This is a genomic window from Acaryochloris sp. 'Moss Beach' (assembly GCF_021497025.1).
Classification (GTDB): Bacteria; Cyanobacteriota; Cyanobacteriia; order Thermosynechococcales; family Thermosynechococcaceae; genus Acaryochloris; species Acaryochloris marina_A.
The window spans coordinates 1,923,385-1,941,609 of sequence record NZ_CP071717.1; the positions used below are offsets into that span (position 1 = coordinate 1,923,385).

The 18,225-nt window shown below is 47.5% G+C and carries 12 protein-coding genes and 1 pseudogene; 4 read left to right on the forward strand and 9 right to left on the reverse strand.

Features of this window, described 5'->3' with window-relative positions; genetic code table 11:
* Nucleotides 1-233: 233 nt before the first annotated feature.
* The 9 genes from HRE53_RS08945 to HRE53_RS08985 form a co-directional block, all read right to left on the reverse strand.
* Nucleotides 234-881 carry a class I SAM-dependent methyltransferase gene (locus HRE53_RS08945; protein ID WP_315876577.1) on the reverse strand — a complete coding sequence of 216 codons (648 nt, stop codon included), beginning with the start codon at nucleotides 879-881 and terminating at the stop codon, nucleotides 234-236.
* Nucleotides 882-1,001: 120 nt separating this feature from the next.
* Nucleotides 1,002-1,148, reverse strand: coding sequence for a hypothetical protein (locus HRE53_RS08950; protein WP_212663120.1), 147 nt, complete (start codon nucleotides 1,146-1,148; stop codon nucleotides 1,002-1,004).
* Between the two features lie 69 nt (nucleotides 1,149-1,217).
* Nucleotides 1,218-1,943: a class I SAM-dependent methyltransferase gene (locus HRE53_RS08955; protein WP_235110047.1), complete on the reverse strand. Its 726-nt coding sequence runs from the start codon at nucleotides 1,941-1,943 to the stop codon at nucleotides 1,218-1,220.
* A 660-nt stretch (nucleotides 1,944-2,603) separates the two neighbouring features.
* On the reverse strand, nucleotides 2,604-4,070 hold the full coding sequence (locus tag HRE53_RS08960; RefSeq protein ID WP_255801322.1) for a glycosyltransferase family 39 protein: 1,467 nt from the start codon (nucleotides 4,068-4,070) through the stop codon (nucleotides 2,604-2,606).
* A 480-nt stretch (nucleotides 4,071-4,550) separates the two neighbouring features.
* Complete coding sequence (locus HRE53_RS08965; protein WP_235110050.1) at nucleotides 4,551-7,142, reverse strand: family 16 glycoside hydrolase; 2,592 nt, start codon at nucleotides 7,140-7,142, stop codon at nucleotides 4,551-4,553.
* A 312-nt stretch (nucleotides 7,143-7,454) separates the two neighbouring features.
* A complete protein-coding gene (locus tag HRE53_RS08970) occupies nucleotides 7,455-7,727 on the reverse strand; it encodes a hypothetical protein (protein WP_235110052.1) in 273 nt (90 codons plus the stop codon).
* A gap of 222 nt (nucleotides 7,728-7,949) precedes the next feature.
* Entirely contained in the window at nucleotides 7,950-8,684 is a 735-nt protein-coding gene (locus tag HRE53_RS08975; protein ID WP_235110053.1) for a hypothetical protein, read from the reverse strand.
* A gap of 111 nt (nucleotides 8,685-8,795) precedes the next feature.
* On the reverse strand, nucleotides 8,796-10,184 hold the full coding sequence (locus HRE53_RS08980; protein ID WP_235110054.1) for an IctB family putative bicarbonate transporter: 1,389 nt from the start codon (nucleotides 10,182-10,184) through the stop codon (nucleotides 8,796-8,798).
* 5 nt (nucleotides 10,185-10,189) lie between these two features.
* Nucleotides 10,190-10,873 (reverse strand): response regulator transcription factor, encoded by a 684-nt coding sequence (locus HRE53_RS08985; protein WP_235110055.1) that lies wholly within the window; start codon nucleotides 10,871-10,873, stop codon nucleotides 10,190-10,192.
* A 91-nt stretch (nucleotides 10,874-10,964) separates the two neighbouring features.
* Between HRE53_RS08985 and HRE53_RS08990 the strand changes: the two genes are divergently transcribed.
* The 4 genes and pseudogenes from HRE53_RS08990 to HRE53_RS09005 all read left to right on the forward strand — a co-directional run bounded on the left by HRE53_RS08990 (nucleotide 10,965) and on the right by HRE53_RS09005 (nucleotide 17,985).
* Complete coding sequence (locus tag HRE53_RS08990) at nucleotides 10,965-11,366, forward strand: hypothetical protein (RefSeq protein WP_235110056.1); 402 nt, start codon at nucleotides 10,965-10,967, stop codon at nucleotides 11,364-11,366.
* Nucleotides 11,367-11,508: 142 nt separating this feature from the next.
* Nucleotides 11,509-12,748, forward strand: a pseudogene (locus tag HRE53_RS08995) (IS256 family transposase).
* A 174-nt stretch (nucleotides 12,749-12,922) separates the two neighbouring features.
* On the forward strand, nucleotides 12,923-16,171 hold the full coding sequence (locus HRE53_RS09000) for a leucine-rich repeat domain-containing protein (RefSeq protein WP_235110057.1): 3,249 nt from the start codon (nucleotides 12,923-12,925) through the stop codon (nucleotides 16,169-16,171).
* Between the two features lie 509 nt (nucleotides 16,172-16,680).
* The gene (locus HRE53_RS09005; protein ID WP_212663130.1) at nucleotides 16,681-17,985 is read left to right on the forward strand and encodes an ATP-dependent RecD-like DNA helicase; all 1,305 of its coding nucleotides are present in this window, start codon (nucleotides 16,681-16,683) and stop codon (nucleotides 17,983-17,985) included.
* Nucleotides 17,986-18,225 lie beyond the last annotated feature (240 nt).

The window sequence follows — 18,225 nt, forward strand, 5'->3', positions numbered from 1 at the left end:
AGCACATGGCTACTAGATTTCATGAGAGTCGCCCATCAATACAAATACTGGGTTATTGAGCGATATTAATAATTTACTTTGTCTTAAAAAAAGCTATGCCTATATTAAGAATACCCAGTATGGATAACCCCCCAAATCACGGCAAGCGAAAAACTTTACCAACACCAAGTGACTCCAAACATCAAGGATTCATCTAATGGTGAATGGTAATCATCAACAGTTGCTCCATCGGCTTAAGTTTTTGTCAGCAGAACCACATCGTTTCCTGAAATGGTCAGAGCTGCCTGCCAATGATGGGCCAACCATTCAAACGTCTCAATCGAAAAGAAACACACATGGGTCAGATCACGTTTGTAATGCCAGTGAGGAAAAGCCGCCTGATCAATAACTTGCTTGGTCATAATCCCCAATACACCCTTGGGCTTTAGGCAAGACCATAATCGTTCAAGCTCTCGTCGAGGATGATGGAGATGTTCAACCACCTCAGATGCAGAAATAAAATCGTACTGTCGTTGCAACACCTTAGTATCTGGGGCATAAAACAGATCGTAGAGTGCCACAGAATGTCCAGCTTCCTCAAACATGCCTGATAGAGTCGGTCCTGGTCCCGACCCAAAATCGAGTCCACAGCTCTGGGGAAGCAAACACTGAGACAAGGGCAGAAAAAGCCGATTCAGAAAGCGACGATACCCTGCATCCTCAGCAGAATTTTCGTGAGTATCGTATCTAGACTTTTCATCTTGCGCTGATAAAAACTGATGGGGGAGCACAAAGACCAAAAAACAGTCAGGGCAACGAAAATAGGCCCGATCATCTTGGTGAAATAGGCTCGCGTTACCTGACTGACATAACGGACAACACTGATCTAGAAGAGGAACGATATGGGTGGTCTGCGAAAGCTGATGAGTAGAAATGAGCGATTTGCTCCGATGACAGGCACTGAAGAATCATACTGGGTAGGCACGCCAATCTCACAGCAGGATAGATCAGATCTAAACATTTCATGATGCCCCAATAGTCTGAGGGGCAAGGATTACATGATGGCCTTGTCTCTGTAGTTGGGTTGCGATCGCAACCCAACTACACCCACCCCCCAAAACACCCATCGCGCCAGCGCCATACAGCTCATAGCTTTTCTCCAACAGCATCAGTTACCCTAGGTCTTGAAAATTCCACTGGCAACAGCATTCATGATCCATACAAACACTGACAGCCAATTATCTGCCTAAAGTCAGTTTCTGATATCCCATAAGTCTGCGAATCCCTTTAAGCACACCCGAGGGCAGCTTTAGCAAAACATGGTGATGTATGAGCATCAGGCTATCAGGGAGCAATTTCTGCCCACGTGTAGACCACCGAGCCAAGGTATCAGCCACTGTCTGGGCAAGCTCTTTGGTGGCATAGGTCGTCGTACCCGTAAACCCAATATTCTTAAATGCCTTGGATTGAAACAGGTATTTATCCACCACTCGTTTGGGTCCTAAATAGCCCATAAGCTGATTGAACGGGCTACTCGTCGAATCATGAAAGGCAATCGTTCCCCCTTCTACAACAAAAGGAGACCATAGCAAATAATCCTGCTCCACCATGTCATGTTCATGGTTCCCATCAATAAACAGCAACCCTATCGGCTGGGTCCATCCTTCACAGGCCTCGGCTGATGTTTTAACCATCGGAGTCACTAACTCCCTAACACCAGCACTCGATACATTATGTTCAAACTCTTGATAAGAATCTTCTTGGTGGGGGTCAACAGCATAGATAGGAACATTTTCGCCTGCCGCTGAGCCTTGGCTGAGGCAAATCGTTGACTTGCCTTTCCAGGAACCGATTTCCACGATGACTGTTTCAGGGGGACAGGCCTTGGCTCTCGTATAAAGGAATTGTGCTTCTGTATCAGTAAGCCATCCCTTCACATAGTTAGGAATGTTGGGAATATTCATAAGTCAAAAAGTGTTTGGTGGACAAACAGGCACTAGTATCTTTCTAGCTTCACTTGCTACTCTTTAACTGAAAAATTATGATGTTAGCTAACTAGATTACAAAATCATCATAAATACAAGCCACCAAGACCTTGGTAATCTATCGCACATTGTTAATAGTTTTAATAACTCAAAAATTATCTATCTCCGATCAAACCCACATACTCTTTTGACTCATAAGCTTGGTATGAAGAGAAAAAATTCAATCTATAGATTTGTTCCTATAGCCCTTACTGCTTGTCCATTCCAGGCCTAGTCAGGCTACAACTTTATCCTTAGATAAAACCATATAGATTCCAATAATATGGAGCTAAAAAATCAGATAAAGCTATTATATATCAATACTTTTGAGCAATAAATAGTCTTAAGTATAAGCGTATACATACTTGCAAGTATAATCCGTAGCATTCATTCTACAGAAGCATCAAAGCACATAAACATACAGATTGAAGAGAATATTTCCATTCTCTTCAACTAATAGCTTTCATCTATCTCAAGTCTAATTCAACGAATACAATTATTTTTCCAATCTCAGTAAATTTGCCTAGAACGATCTTAGCAAACTTGCTTGAAGTACCTCATACTTTTTCAGGCAAGTTTGCTATCTGAGCTAAATCCCGATCAGTCTAACTTCGGCGTTAGTAAGAACAGATCTACATCTTCGAACTCTTGCTTCTCTTGGAGTTGGAATTTATCGACGACTGCCTGTCGAAAGCGGTCATGACCTTCATCCGTGACAAATGCCGTATGTTCATAGGTCAGCCACAGACGCGATTCAAACATTGGAATATCTTCTAAGACCTGATCAATCTCTTCGAGTGTTCTATTTTTACTGACAATGTCCATAAATTGGGTGGGAGCTGAACCCTGGTAATAATACTTGAACACGGTTGGGTTAGCATGAACCGCAATCTGATCACCCGCCTGCGCTTGCTGAGAGAGGGTTTGGACAACACCACGCCAGTCCGATCGATGAGTGTCAGCATAGTAGCGAGACAGCCCGCCACCCACAACAATGGAATAGAGAATGACAATCCCCAGGGCAACAGACCATTTCCACTTCCAAATTCGGGTAAACCCTGCGGCCAACATCACTAATGCATAGGGAGCGGTAAAGAGTAAATACCGTTCAATCCATAAAGAACTAGTGAGATAGGACGCTACAAAAACGGCTGACTGAGGAATAAACCACCAGACAATCACCCAACCAATCGATGACTTCCAAGGTTTGGTTGCGATCAGAAAAACAACCACTCCCACTAACACTAAGGTATAGATATTAATCAGCGGCCCTAACCAAGAGATATCAAAAGGCGGTTTTACCGACCAAATCGTAAACCGGGTTAGCATCCCCGGCAAACTCTTCAGACCTGGACGAGGTTGATAAAGGGCCCAAGTTTGCAGAACATCTCCGCTCCCTTTAGCCGTAATTAAAAAAGTGGGTAAACAGGCAGCCCCCAGAAATAACGCACTGATACCAAACATCATCAGCAGTTTGCGATGTCGCCGAAAATGCCACCCTACCAGCAAAAAATCAGCAAATATCATCGCGATATTTAAGGGCGCTGTCAAAAACATCAACCACCGCGCAATCGCCCATGCAAAGACAGGGGCAACTTTATGCTCTTGCAAGGCTTGCGTGAGCGCTAATGTCCCGGCTAAGGCAAGACAAGTTCCCAAGGTATACATGCGGATTTCTTGGGCATGGTTGATAAATAAGGGCGAGAGCGTTAAAAGGAGTGCTGCCGTAACCCCTGTGACTTTGCTATCCAGCCGAGTCCCTAATACATAAATTAAGCCAACACTGGCTAATGCAAATAGAACTGATAAACTCCTCATCCAAAACTCATTCGTTCCCAATTGCATCCAAACGTGCAATATCAGAAAGTAGAGAGGGCGTGAGATTTTAAATTTAGTTCTAATATTAGTAGCATCTCGAATGCTAAAAGCCTCATCATTCCAAAGGCTTTCACTATCTAATTGATAGAAAAACAGAAAAATTGCGAGGATAAAAACAATGCCAAACGGCAGGAATTCTCGGATCGATTTATTGCCACTAAATCTAGTATCTAAGGATGATCTTTGCATTAGCTTCTATATCAGTAATCAGTTGCACTGAAATCGGTGGTTCAGTGGGCAGTTCGTGGGTTGCTGTGGGGGGGGACACTTTTTATTCTCCTAGACCATAATATCTAGCAAGGTGGAGTTATGTCACGAAAACAGATCTTAACTACATCTCCTTTACAAAACTGAGCGCAGAATAAAGAAGACTAATTAATATTAGCTAGTAAATAAAAAGTCTACTTGTAGATTATCTTTAATCAGGCGCCCATCTTAGCTTTCACAGTAAAGGTTGAGCCGACATAAATTTGCCACATCAGGAGGACAGACTGGGAGCAGGGCTACTTTTGGAAGTGCAGACTTAAGGGATAGAGGGTTGCGCATCGCAACTCTCTATCCATCCTCACTAATACCAGGCAACCCTCTATCCCCACTCATCAATAAGGAAGAGATCAACCGTATAAGCTGATCTCTGTTCTCAACGTTCAGGCAGAACAGAGATCAGCTTTATAACGGTCGGATCCGAATATTCCGAAACTGCACCACTTCGGTATGGCACTGCAAACCAATAAAGCCATCCGATCGCTTTGTCCCATTGGTATTAGGTGCATTCGCTTGTCCCGGCGGCTGCAGCTCAGGAAACGTACCTTGACACACCAGCTGGTCGTTGAGTTTCACCTCAATCTGATTCCCTTCTAGCCTAATTTCATAGCTATTCCAGAAATCCCGACCATTGCCATCACGGGAGCTAATCTGCTTCGCAGCCCATTGTTGTGCCGGGAAGACTTCATACACGGCTCCCGTCCGATGGAACGGACTGCCATAAACGCTATTGGCAGGATTAAACTGTAGCCCCCGCTCGTCAATTTGGACTTCTATCGATGAATTATAGAAGTTGTCACTGTCAAGGATCAGTGGCCTAGGAATACGGAGAAAGATACCAGAATTGGCAGTAATATCAAAGCTTTTCCACTCTAGTTTGAGGACAAAATCCCTAAAGCTAGTGGGGGTATACCAAAGGACTCCGAGAACACTATTAAATCCAGGATTTTCAATACCCGCACTCAGAATGGGTTGCTCCCCATTGACATCGAAGAAGGGGATTTGGCCATCAAACTGCCCCCCTACATATTGCCAACCATCGGCAGCATAGTTGCCAGTATAGAGGGGCTGAAACCCAGCTTCATCGGTGCTGGGCATAGCAGGCTGATACCGTTCCACAATCGAGCGGGCTACCTTGCGGGCTAAGGCCAGACCGGTGGGTACGGGATTAGCGGATCCAGCCGTAGGGAATAGGGCTTGATCGGCGCAATAGGCATTGTAAATATGGTGAAATCTGCCATTTACATCCGTGACTGAGTTGCGGAAGTCTCTACCCATCCAGAGGGAGCCGCACTCATGGTAGGTGGTGCCAATGCCGTCTTCGTCACTGGTCTCCCGATCCGGATCGAAATACTGGATATTGCCATTGGGGTTGGTATCATCCGCACTCGCAAGAGGTTGCCCCGCTAGGGTAGAAATAAACTTAAAGGCGGAGCCGGACTGATCTTCTCGCACTTTTTTGTCGGCGGGGGTTTCTACAAATCGAACAAAAGCTTTAGGAACCCGCAATTCTTGGCCATTTTCAAAGTAGAGATCATCCCCAGTTCCCCCAAAGGGATTGACGTTCATCCAGCTGGTGGGGGAATTGATATTGCCAACAGCAGCGGTTTTATCCCCGAACATTTCCCCGCAGGTACGAATGCCGATAACGATGCGATCGCTAATCGGTCCTGAAGTTTGGGCTTCCAATATCTTGTCCAGCTCCTCAAAGTTAGGCACCATCCGGTAGAGGAATTCTTCGGGATTATTGGCGGCTCCTGGAAAAGCTGGGGTATTCATATTGGGGGCCGCATAGAACTGGAAATGAAATTGTCCTTCACCAGCAGGGGTATTGGTTTTGCCCCGAATATTGAGGGCAGCGGTTTGCAGTTCAGTGTTGAGCTGGTCGGGAACCCCCAGGAGGTCACGCTTCACTTTCCAGACAAAGTTGCCGCGCACATGGGCCATTAAGTTGCGACCCATCAGTTCTCCATTGGGCGCTAAGGCCGCAGGTCGCGGAAAAGAATTGAGGGCGAGGCGAGTGGAGTTGATGGTATTCCCAGCCAAGACAACGGAGGCACTGGGCTGGAGCGGCAACCGGACCACTTGGGCCTGGGTGGTGTCCTTAGGATTATCAGCAAACTGATTTTTCAAGGCCACCACGATTTCCGTGACCACCCCATTTACCGTTTCGAGTTTCAAGACTTCGGCATTGGGAACCAGAAACAGGCGGCGGGCATTATTATTGGCATTGGTTTGGTCGTTATCTTGGCGAATATTATCCAACAGCAAAGGCAAGCTGCTGAACTTATCCAGACTAAAGAGCCCTGAACCTGGGGATTGCCCTAATACCGCAATTGGGGCATCTTCTACAGCGGTTAAGCGTTCGTTCTCTCCCAGAACGCTACTGGCCTTTTGCTTGATGATGTCGAACAGCTCGCCATTGATAAAATCGGCGGCGGGCACGGCCCCAATCTCCCGTTCTACAAATTCATACCCATCAGGCTGCCCGGTTTGGAGTAAGTAATCTCGCACATCATCCGGCCATTGGTTGAGGTCTGCCTCCGTCAGCCGCGGTGTCCACCCACCCCAAAACAGAGATTTCCCACCAACACACTTGTGGTGCTGGACAAACTGACCGCTATTGACATAGTTGGGTTCCGTAAATTGCGCCCGATCTGACTCGACGATAGGCTCCAGGGTGACACCGAATAAGCCCCCAATCCGAGTCATATTTTGGAAATGTTCACTGATTAAGAAGGGCCCCGCCTCTAGGACTAAAATGCGAGGCTTCACCGCTGCCGTTTGGGTAAATTCAAAGATTTTGGTGGCACAGTAGGCACCATACATACCAGATCCAATCACCACGACATCAAAAGGTCCACCCATTTGAGCCGCTTGAATTTCGGACCAGGTATTGCAGACAAAGCGAGCAATCCCATCGATGGCAAAGGTGGTTCTCTGCAGATCGGGTAGGGGCAGTGGCTGACCGGTATCAGCCAGTTTATTTAATGGCATGAACAGATGCTCCTTGCGGTAAGAATGGGCATGAGAAATCTCTCCTAGGACAAGAACGACCAAGGTTGAAGTCCATAGATATAGCTTCCCCGACCAAAGAATAGGGGAAGGCCCTCGTTGAAACGGAGGGGAAACAATTTACTCTACTGAAAGACTAAATTCAGGAAATTTCGACTGTTATGGTCTTATCAGCGCTACAGGGCAGGATTATGCAGCCCTTGCTTAAGAAGGATTTAAGATGCTCCATACTGCAACATTCAATAACTTGCAACGGTTGCTTGAAGAGAAGGCTGGCTCATAGATGACCGCAAACTAATCATCTCGTGAGTAGATAGCAACACCATATACGGCAAAGCTACCGTATACAAAGGCAGGCATAATGAAAATCGTCCACCATTTACCCAACAGCCACCATTCATTAATGGGAGTATGGGGTTCAATATTACTCGCAATTAAAAGGCCTAACGCCGTCGCACAACCACCGATCACATGAATATACAGGGGACATTTAAATCCTGACTGCTGCCAAAGAAACAGCGCACAGGACAGAATGAGTACAAGGGTGCCAACTTCAATGGGAGTCACGATCGTCTTTGTATGCTTCGTCTTTAGGTTTCCCGGATGGGGGAACGACTTAGCATGGTCAATTTTCAGGAACAGTCCTCGGTATCGCTCTACGTTAAAAACGTTGTAGCGATCAAAAAAATAGACTGATGCTTGAGCAGGCCAACCTGGAGAGGAAGGCGATCACTCGCATCAGTCCGGTGTGAGGTTTAGTGTGTTGGAAAGGGTTTCAGTAGATGTCGCTTAGTCGATTTTGAGATCTTTTTTTAACCGCAAATCCAAATCGCGATCGGGATAGATAACGACGAGGTTGCGATCTCTGGTATCAATATCGTCATTGCGTCTATCGAAGTCATCATCTCGGCGGCGGCGATCGCCCAAAATCGTGGATAAGACATCTCGAACCCCCTCAGAAGTTTTAGTGCGGCGAGAGGCAACCCGGCGATTGGGATAAATAACCTCCGAGAAAGCATCCAGATTGTAACGACGGCCATTGGATAACACGATCCGCTTGGCATCATACTGAATGCCACCATCGCGAGAACGCAGACGGCCTTCAATGCGGCTATTGCGTGGGATAATCACCCGGCCCGTATCGTCTGCCCGAATATCGTCATCGATATAGAGGATGAGATCTCGGTTATCGTCTTTGCGCATCACGATGCGATCGCGGTTCTTCGCCGAGGTCTGTATCGTTTGACCTTCATACAACCGACCTTTGTTAAACCGTTGAGAATCTTGTCGTTGGTCCCGCCGATCGTCAAAGCGGTCGTCATCATCGACCCGGTCATCATCCACTTTACAGAAATAGCCACTGCGCTGGCGTTTGCACTCATAGCCCCACCGTTCTGCGGCTTCTGGGAAGGAGCGCGGTCGCCGACCGGAAAACTGGGCGTGGGCCGAATCAATGCCCAGTCCTGAGCCCAGCAAGACCACAGAAGCCAGGGTTGTAGGTAAAAGTCTGATTTTAGATTTCATAAGTATCACTGCCTTACAAGGAGTTCAGAGAGATTCAACAACCGATCGGTACATCTTCTGACGCCCCAAAAATCTAAATAGTTTCTGGCGAGTAAGTGATTTGCCTTCTGCTCAGGGCGATACGGCGGTATCAGCCGCAGTGGTTTGGCGATAATAGCTGGCGACGATGGCCACCGTTAACCACCACAGAGTATTGATTTCAGGGCGATACCAAACCGTATCCACAAACCCATGAATAAGCATGCCAAGGATGGATGCAATAGCACCCACTAACCACCAGACATCCTGGCTCTTGAGCTGACGCAGCTTGTGAAACTGCACCCAGGTTTGCTGAAAAATCAGGGCAAGCAGCCACATCAAGCTGGCGAACCCAACAACCCCAGTCTCCACCAAGGTTTCTAAATAAATCGAGTAGGCACTTAGAGCCGTGTAATTAGGTCTTTGAAATAAGGGATAAATCTTGTTAAAGGCTACGTTACCAGGTCCAATTCCCAAGATCGGACGTCTCTGGATCATGTCCTGCACCCCGGCCCACACATTGAGTCGAAAGCTATTGCTGCTATCGTCATGGCCTGAAAAGACACTCAACGCTCGGTTGCGGAGGGGAGCCACAAATAAAATCCCCAAGGCGACCGCACCGACAATCGTGCCGATGGTGAGGGGAAACGCCCAAATCTGCCAAAACCGGGGTAAGCGAGGCAATAACAAATAAAGGGTCATCATGGCCATCACAAAAATAGCCAGGACTAAGCCAATCCAAGCCCCTCGGCAGCCCGTCCAGTACATACAGGCACAGTGAACCAGCAGCATTGTCCCAGCCAGGAGTTTAGCGCCCCAACGCTGCCAAACCACCAGGGCACAGATGCTAAAGAGGATGGCGGGTAAAATATAGGCTGCCAGCAAGTTGGGATTGCCCAAGTAACTATAGACTCTCACCTCATCAGCGGTAGTGGAGTTGGGATCAACCCAAGTGGCTAGGGCTTCTGCCCCAAAGAATTTTTGCCGCACCCCATAAATAGACACAACGATCGCCGCATGCAGATAGACGGCGATCAGCCAAGAGCGTAACCGAGGCGACCTCACTACCCGCTCCGCCAGAACAAAAACAAACACATACAGAGTCATTTTCACCAGCCCAGAGGCTGCTGCCATCTTCACCGGCGACAGGGCCGTAGCAATGATCGTCACTCCCCAGAACAAAAACACCAGTAGATAAATCGGGGAAAATCGATGCGGTCTTAAGTCATCCGACAGGGTTAGCAACAGCCAAAAACCGCCACAAGCCATCGCTAATAATCCCGTCAGACTATTAGGGACAAAGGGAGCCAGGGCAAAAACCGCCGTTAGCAAGACTGCACCAATTTCCTGATGCCATTGCAACAACCAGCTGCCCTGCCGCCATTGGCGGAGGAAGGCGAGCAGTCGCCAGAACAGACTGCCTTGCCGCCACTGCAGAGATTGGATATTGTTCAAGGTCAATGTCTGCCAAATGGTATTCATAAGAGTTACTGTGTCAGACCGTTCTCCAAGGCAAAGCGTACCAGTTCTGTCCGACTATTGGTGCCTGTTTTACTAAAAAGTCGGCTCACATATTTCTCGACATTGCGGACGCTAGTTTCTAAGCGGCGGGCAATCTCTTTGTTCATCAGCCCTACGGCAACCAGATCTAAGACACTCTGTTCGCGAGGGGTAAAGTCAATTTTGATCGTGGGGGTATTTTGGGTAGGCAAAGGGGCACGGTTCATTAGAATGGCCCGAATTTCAGCTACCTGATTGGCTAAATCGGCAATATCGGTAGTCGCATTGGCGTCTTTGGCTTCTTTGCGGGTCAGCAGATTGGTGACAATGGCAACTAGTTCGTCCGGGTCAAAGGGCTTGGAGAGATAGGCATCCACCCCGGCGTTATAGCCTTCAATTCGATCTTTGGTCATGCCTCGGGCCGTTAAAAACACGATGGGCAACCGCAGAAATCGGGGATCTTCTCGCATTTGGGCCAGGAACTGATAGCCATCGACTTCGGGCATCATGATGTCAGAAATCACCAGGTCGGGAATTCGTTGTTGCAGCAGGTCCCACCCGGCTTTGGCATTACTGGCAACATCAACGGTAAAGCCGCTGTCTTCGAGGTAGGCTTGCACGGCTTCCCGCAATCCTGGCTCATCGTCTACCAATAATAAATGCCCGGTCATAGAAGTTTCCGTCAATGAGTACTACTAGCTTCAGTTTACCGCCCGAATCTGTCAGTATGAGGGGTGAATTGCCGAATGAGGAATTGAGCCGATGCGGTTAGAGTTTGTGCCAGTAGAAGAGTTTTACTTTGCGATTACGCTCTGTGTGCGGGTGCTGACGGAGATTGAGAATCCTGAATTGGTGGCTCAAATGCAGGAGAAGTTGGCGACCACGTTGGGACAGTCTTCGACGGTGGCATCGGCTCAGCAGAACAGTTTTAATTATGTATTCAGGGTGTATGAGGTGGATTGTACCCCGGCGGAGGAGTTGATTGTTTCAATTTCGGATTGGGGAGAGGCACTGCGGTTGAATAGTGATTTTGGCTGGATGTTGGATGAGAATCGCAAGCCTAAGCGGACGGAGAAGTTTGGCCAGCGGGATGAGTTTTTGCAGCAGTTGAAGGCTAAGTTGCAAGAGGAGTTTCAGGTCGAGACTGATCAGAGTTTTGTGTAAGCGGTCTAGAATCCAAACACACCAGGAGACCGCATCATGTCTAGAAAGAAACAAGTACCCAATCGAGTTGATGAGCTATTGGGAGACTGATCAGAGTTTTGTGTAAGCGGTCTAGAATCCAAACACACCAGGAGACCGCATCATGTCTAGAAAGAAACAAGTACCCAATCGAGTTGATGAGCTATTGGATGAACTCATTGGAGAGAATCCACAGCCAGAGGATATTCTGGGCGAATCAGGACTGCTCAAACAACTCAGCAAACGCCTAGTGGAACGAGCCTTGGCAGGTGAATTGACTCATCACCTGCATCAATCCTCCGTCGATGAGCGTTCTCATGGCCCTAGAAACAGTCGCAATGGTTACTCGAAAAAGACCGTCCAGACTGAACAAGGAGAGATGGACCTATCGATTCCTCGCGACCGTTGCAGTGAGTTTGAGCCTGTCCTCGTGCCCAAAGGCCAGCGACGTATCGCGGGACTCGACGAGAAAATCATCGCCTTATATGCTCGTGGCATGACCACTCGTGATATTCGGTTCTCAATTGGTGGAGCTGTATGGGGCCAATATCTCTGAGGGTCTGATTAGTGACGTCACCAATAGTGTCATGGAGGAGGTTAAAGACTGGCGCTCAAGACCATTGGATGAGGTGTATCCGATTGTCTATCTCGATGCCCTGTATGTGAACATCAAAGTCAATGGCCAAGTCAGCAAGCGAGCCGTCTATGTCGCGCTAGCGGTAACTGTGGAGGGAAACAAAGAGCTGTTGGGATTATGGATAGGGGCTGCCGAGCGAGAGGGAGCAAAATTCTGGCTTTCAGTGCTCACAGACCTTAAAAACCGAGGCGCTCAGGATATCTTGATTGCTTGCTGTGATGGTCTCAAAGGCTTTCCCCAGGCGATTGAATCGGTTTATCCCGATACTCAAGTTCAAGTTTGTATCGTTCATCTCATTCGCAATAGTTTGCGCCATGTGCCTTGGAAGGAAAGTCGAGCCGTAGCTGCAGACCTCAAGCCCATTTATCAAGCGGCCACTTTGGAGGAATCTGAGGCTGCCTTGGATGCGTTTGCCAACAAATGGGACCAGACGTATCCTGGCATCAGCCAAATCTGGATACGGCATTGGGATAATATTGCTCCGTTGTTTAAGTACCCAATGGCCATCCGAAAGGTTATCTACACCACTAATGCCATTGAGTCGCTCAATCGCTCACTGCGAAAGGTGATTAAGACCAAAGCTGTCTTCCCGAATGAAGAGTCTGTCTACAAATTGATGTTTCTGGCGATGAGGAATATCTCGAAGAGATGGACCAGACCGATTTTGAATTGGAAGGCGGCGCTGTCCCATTTTGCTATTCTGTTCCCAACACGATTCAACTATTGAATACGTTACGGCTTACACAAAAATCTAAACACTCTCCCCATTTTGCTATTCTGTTCCCAACACGATTCAACTATTGAATACGTTACGGCTTACACAAAAATCTAAACACTCTCCAGGTCATATTAAATGAGCCGACTCCAACCTAGAACAGAGTAAGTTATGGAGCCTTTTTACATGGACTCGGTAACACTGATGTGCCAAATTGAGCAAGCTAAGCAAACTGGTGAGCTATACCTCAACAATAAGCAACTGACGCATGTGCCGCCAGAATTGACACAACTCAAAAACTTAACTCTCCTATCTCTCAGCGATAACAATCTGACGAGTGTGCCACCAGAATTGGCACAACTTAAAAACTTGACAGCGCTAGATCTAAGTAAGAATCAACTGACGCATTTTCCACCAGAATTAGAACAACTCAAAAACTTAACTCTGCTGTACTTGAGCGATAACCAGCTTACAAGTTTGCCTGCAGAATTGGCACAACTACAAAACCTAAAGGAGCTAGACCTCCGCTCTAACAATCTGGCGAGTGTGCCACCAGAATTAGCACAACTACAAAACTTGAAGGAGCTATACCTCAGTGCTAACCAGCTCACAAGTTTGCCTGCAGAATTGGCACAACTACAAAACTTGAAGGAGCTATACCTCAGTGCTAACCAGCTCACAAGTCTGCCCGCAGAAGTGGCTCAGCTACAAAATTTAACTCTCCTATCCCTCAGTTCTAACAAGCTCACAAGTGTGCCTGCAGAATTGGCACAACTCAAAAACTTAACAGCGCTATCCCTACGCGACAACAAGCTCACAAGTGTGCCTGCAGAATTGGCACAACTCAAAAACTTAAAAGAGCTTTACCTCCGTTCTAACCAGCTCACAAGTCTGCCCGCAGAATTGGCTCAGCTAACCAACTTGACTTTGCTATCCCTCAGCAACAACCAATTAATGCGTGTGCCCTCAGAATTAGCACAACTCAAAAACTTAGAAGAGTTACATCTCAGCGGCAACCATCTACTAGATATTCCTCTGGAATTAGCACAACTGACAAACTTGACGTGGTTATATCTCCGTTCCAACCAACTGACAAGTGTGCCTCCGGAATTAGCACAACTCAAAAACTTGAAGGAACTAGACCTCCGTGATAACCAACTATCAAATATCTCGCCAGAGATTTTGGCTCAAGGACCTGCAGCTATTTTGGGGCATTTGCGAGCACAACTCAAAGCAGGCCAACCTCAATGGATCTCTAAGCTACTCGTTGTCGGAGAGGGTGGGGTAGGCAAAACATCTCTCATACGAGCGTTACGCAACGAACTCTTTGATGTAGCTGAGTCCACAACCCACGGTATTGATATCCAAACTTTGGAACTCCAACATTGCCAAAAACCTGGAGTCACAATGCAACTCAATAGCTGGGATTTTGGCGGTCAGGAGATTTACCATGCGACCCACCAATTTTTTCTCACCAATCGCTCTTTATTTGTTGTGGTGTGGAATGCTCGTTTGGGTTTTGAACAAGGCAAGCTTAGCTACTGGCTCAAAACAATTCGAGCCAATGCTCCCGAATCCCCTATCTTGATTGTTGCCTCCCATATCGACGAGCGGTTTGCTGACCTACCTTTCAGTGAATTCAAACAACAGTTTCCACAAATCGTTGGTCAATATACCATCAGCAATAAAGATGGACAAGGCATTCCAGAACTTCGCCAGGCTATCACCAATGCAGCAGCAGACCTCCCTCTAATGGGTGAAATCTGGCCTGAAAATTGGCTGCAAGCTGCTACTGTAATTCGCAATTTACCGAAGGATCAAAAATGTATCTCTCCCCATCAGCTTTGGCAACGAATGACTGAGAAACATGTCACGCAAGAGCATCACGCCATACTGGCCCAATGGCTGCATGAGTTAGGTGACATCCTTTTCTTTGTAGATAGCGAAGACCTCAATGACTTAGTGATCCTCAAGCCCCAATGGGTAACTGAGTACATCAGCAAGGTCTTAGAAGCAGAGGGTGTCATTAACAATCAAGGTATCTTTACCCGCCAGTGCATGGATCAAATTTGGTCCGATCTAGAGTTGTCTTTGCACATCCATTTTCTCCGCCTCATGGAGCGGTTTGATCTGTCTTATCGCACCCTTGAAAATAAAGACATTAGCTTAGTTGTAGAGCGCCTTGCCTTTGAGCCTTCTGCCTACCAAGAACTATGGGAAAAACCCACCCAAACAGAACCCTGCAAGCAACTCTCCATGAAGTTTCAACTCAGTGAGATCTTGCCCGGTATTCCCACTTGGTTTATTGCCCGTCAGCATCGCTTCACAACCGGGAACCACTGGCGCACAGGTGTTCTACTAGCTGATAGCCCGGCACACAAGCACTTGGGCTTAGTCAAAATTGGCCGCGATCCTTCTACCAACGTGGAATTTTTAGAGCTAACGGTGCGTGGTCCCATGCCCCACAATTTCTTTGACCTCCTCAAAGAAGGTATAGAAGTCACCCTTAACCGCTATCCTGGCCTCAAAGTAACCCGATTGATTCCCTGCCCAGATCCTAACCAAGAACCTTGCTTCCACGAGTTTGACTATGCCAACCTGATTAAGCGCCTTGAGCGCAAGCAGCCCAAAAATCATATTGAATGCCCCAACTGCCTAGAAAATATCTACGTCCCCCAACTGCTCTTTGGTCTCCACCCCACCACCGAAGCCGCAGTCTTCCGGAAAATTGACGAACTCAACCAAACCACTCAAGCAGGTTTTTCCGACATGCAATCGGGCTTTTCCGAATTGCGCGAACTCCTCCAGCGCGAATTCCTCCGCCAATTTCGCCGCGATCAGCAGTTCCCCGAATCCCAATGCCCTAACGTCTTTGCTTTACGTCCTGATGATCGGGGTATGTGGACCAAAGATCTTGATCAAACCCGCATCAACCTCCAGCTCTACTGCCAAGCTCCTGGTCAGTGGCATCCAACCAGTACTCCCGAACAACCCAAAAACGGTCTGTACACCATTGATGCTCCTACAAAATGGTTACAGGCAATGGCCCCTCATATGCGACGGCTAGTGAAAGTCTTTAAATATGCGTCTCCACTAGTCAGTCCCGTACTGGGCAAAACTCTCCCCGACATTGCTGAAGCCGTCAAAGCCGACGTAGGGTTAATGAATGCCTTAGTCACCAAACTCCCAGACATCATCGACTCTCCAGACTTCCGCTGGCAAGAGAATCGGCACAAAGATGAGATTGAACGACTATCGGGTTCAGCTCTGCGCTCTCTCCGCCATTTTCTGGACGAAAAAGATCCCGATCAACATTGGGGTGGCTTAAAACGCATCCTTACCCCAGAAGGCGATTACCTCTGGCTCTGCGAAAAACATGCTCGGGAATATGCTTCCACCTACAGCGAAGATTATCCAGAGCAGCGCGAACAGTGATAAGAGATACTGCCCTGGCATAGCCATCCTGCCAAGCTAAAGAATTAAAATTGATTAATACCGAGATTTCTGCCGTCTCTTTTGGCAACATCAGCTTTTGCACTCGCCCCCTAAATCCCCCATCCTGGGGGACTTTGAGCCTATATCTAGGCTAATGAATCTAGACAGTGAGATCTCTAGAGCTGCTGAGGTTCAATTCTGCCACAGATTCTGTGTGGGTCAAGCAGACAAGTCCCCCACTAGTGGGGGATTTAGGGGGCCATTAGTGGCGTTAAGGCTGTGGAGGATAGGAGGTAGAGCCGTGTTCAACTATATTTTCCGGTGTTATTAAGTTCGTTATCCTAAGACAATTAAGCATTCTGTAAGCTTGCCTACCCAAGACACCCTAGCAGTGACATAAGGTTTTTAGCCTGGTCTAACGCCCAAACCCACCCACAGATCAACAGCAATTGACCTCATCCTACGAACCCTTGCTTTAGTATGGTGAAGATCGTTTCCACTGCTGACTGATGGCAGTCAAAACCAAAACAAACATCACCCTCACCGAGCATCAACAGACTGCCCTGGACCAGCTCCATGCTTTTTTGGATAGTCCAGAACGGCTGTTTGTCCTAGAAGGATATGCAGGTACAGGCAAAACCACCCTATTGCAAGCCTTCGTCTCTCAGCTAAAAGAGCGGGGAGACCGTCGAGACATTGTTTTTAGTGCCTTTACCAACAAAGCCACTAAAGTTCTAAACCAAATGGTGTCCTCCTGGGGATTGAGCGTCGAATGTCTCACCTGCTGCCAGCTTCTAGGTCTACGCCCACAGATCAATCCCGAGACAGGAGAGCAAGACTTCGTTCTCGATTCAAACGAAGAAAGCTCCTTTGGAAAATTTGCCTTAGTAGTCGTTGACGAATGCTCCATGGTCAACCGCAACCTGTGGGAGCTATTGCAAACTGAACTGTACGCCTTTCACCTCACCACCCAGTTATTATTCGTGGGGGACTCCGCCCAGCTGCCTCCCATTAATGAACCCACATCCCAAACCTTCCTGGAGATTCCCAACAAAGCTCAGCTGACGGAAGTCATGCGTTATGGCAACTCCATCGGAGTCTTGGCAGAATCGGTGCGCTGTCATTTAGACACCTACAAACTCCCTACCTTCCATACGGATCTCAATGAAGATAAAACCGAAGGCACCGTAATCCTCCGACAAACTGACTGGACCCAACAGCTCCTCCGAGCCTTTACCAGTGAAAAAGGCCAGGAAGATTCTGATTATGTCCGAGCCTTGGCCTATACCAACAAACGGGTCGCCCATCTCAATCAGCAAATTCGTAACGCTATCTTTGGCAAAGAGGCTTGCCGCTTTGTCCCCGGCGAACGACTAATTGCCACGGGTCCTGTGTTTCGGCGTAAGGATGAAATCGTCATGCAAACCTCCTCCGAATGCTGGGTGGAGGATGCCTATGAGGACAGCTCCTCTGGTTGGCAGGTCTGGCGACTATTTGTGGTCACCGATGCCAACTTTGATGTCGAGGTCACCGTTCTGCATGAGTCAGAACATCAACGATTTCAAAAAGAACTCAAACGCCTAGCAGACGGCAAACAATGGCAAGATTTCTGGATCCTCAAGCAACAACGATTTGCCAACCTAAACTATAGCTATGCATTAACCGTCCATAAGTCCCAAGGCTCTACCTTTCAGAATGTCTTTGTTGACCTCCCCAACCTAATGCGCAACAGCAATATTCGCGAACGCAACCAGCTACTTTATGTCGCCGTCACCCGATCAGCCAAAAGGCTGTTTGTATGCAAAGCCCGCTAATCCATACATAGAAGGGGGGTACAGAGAATATAAAGTTCTTTTTTAAATGTCTTTAAAACTTCTACAGAAGTTATACAAGTACAACTTGTGATTGAACACTATCTCAACCCTGGCCTTGTAATACTAATGATGTGGAGAAAAAACAAACCCCTCCAAACCCACTCTTAAACAAAGCATCATCCAGTGAACACTCCTACACTACTCACCCCACAATCCCAGGCAGTCCGGATGATGACTCCA

What these genes read in the sequence shown, in the direction of transcription:
- HRE53_RS08950 (WP_212663120.1), bottom strand. Translation starts at nt 1,148, where the DNA reads ATGCTGTTGGAGAAAAGCTATGAGCTGTATGGCGCTGGCGCGATGGGT.
- HRE53_RS08955 (WP_235110047.1), bottom strand. Translation starts at nt 1,943, where the DNA reads ATGAATATTCCCAACATTCCTAACTATGTGAAGGGATGGCTTACTGAT.
- HRE53_RS08960 (WP_255801322.1), bottom strand. Translation starts at nt 4,070, where the DNA reads ATGCAAAGATCATCCTTAGATACTAGATTTAGTGGCAATAAATCGATC.
- HRE53_RS08965 (WP_235110050.1), bottom strand. Translation starts at nt 7,142, where the DNA reads ATGCCATTAAATAAACTGGCTGATACCGGTCAGCCACTGCCCCTACCC.
- HRE53_RS08975 (WP_235110053.1), bottom strand. Translation starts at nt 8,684, where the DNA reads ATGAAATCTAAAATCAGACTTTTACCTACAACCCTGGCTTCTGTGGTC.
- HRE53_RS08980 (WP_235110054.1), bottom strand. Translation starts at nt 10,184, where the DNA reads ATGAATACCATTTGGCAGACATTGACCTTGAACAATATCCAATCTCTG.
- HRE53_RS08985 (WP_235110055.1), bottom strand. Translation starts at nt 10,873, where the DNA reads ATGACCGGGCATTTATTATTGGTAGACGATGAGCCAGGATTGCGGGAA.
- HRE53_RS08990 (WP_235110056.1), top strand. Translation starts at nt 10,965, where the DNA reads ATGCGGTTAGAGTTTGTGCCAGTAGAAGAGTTTTACTTTGCGATTACG.
- HRE53_RS09000 (WP_235110057.1), top strand. Translation starts at nt 12,923, where the DNA reads ATGGACTCGGTAACACTGATGTGCCAAATTGAGCAAGCTAAGCAAACT.
- HRE53_RS09005 (WP_212663130.1), top strand. Translation starts at nt 16,681, where the DNA reads ATGGCAGTCAAAACCAAAACAAACATCACCCTCACCGAGCATCAACAG.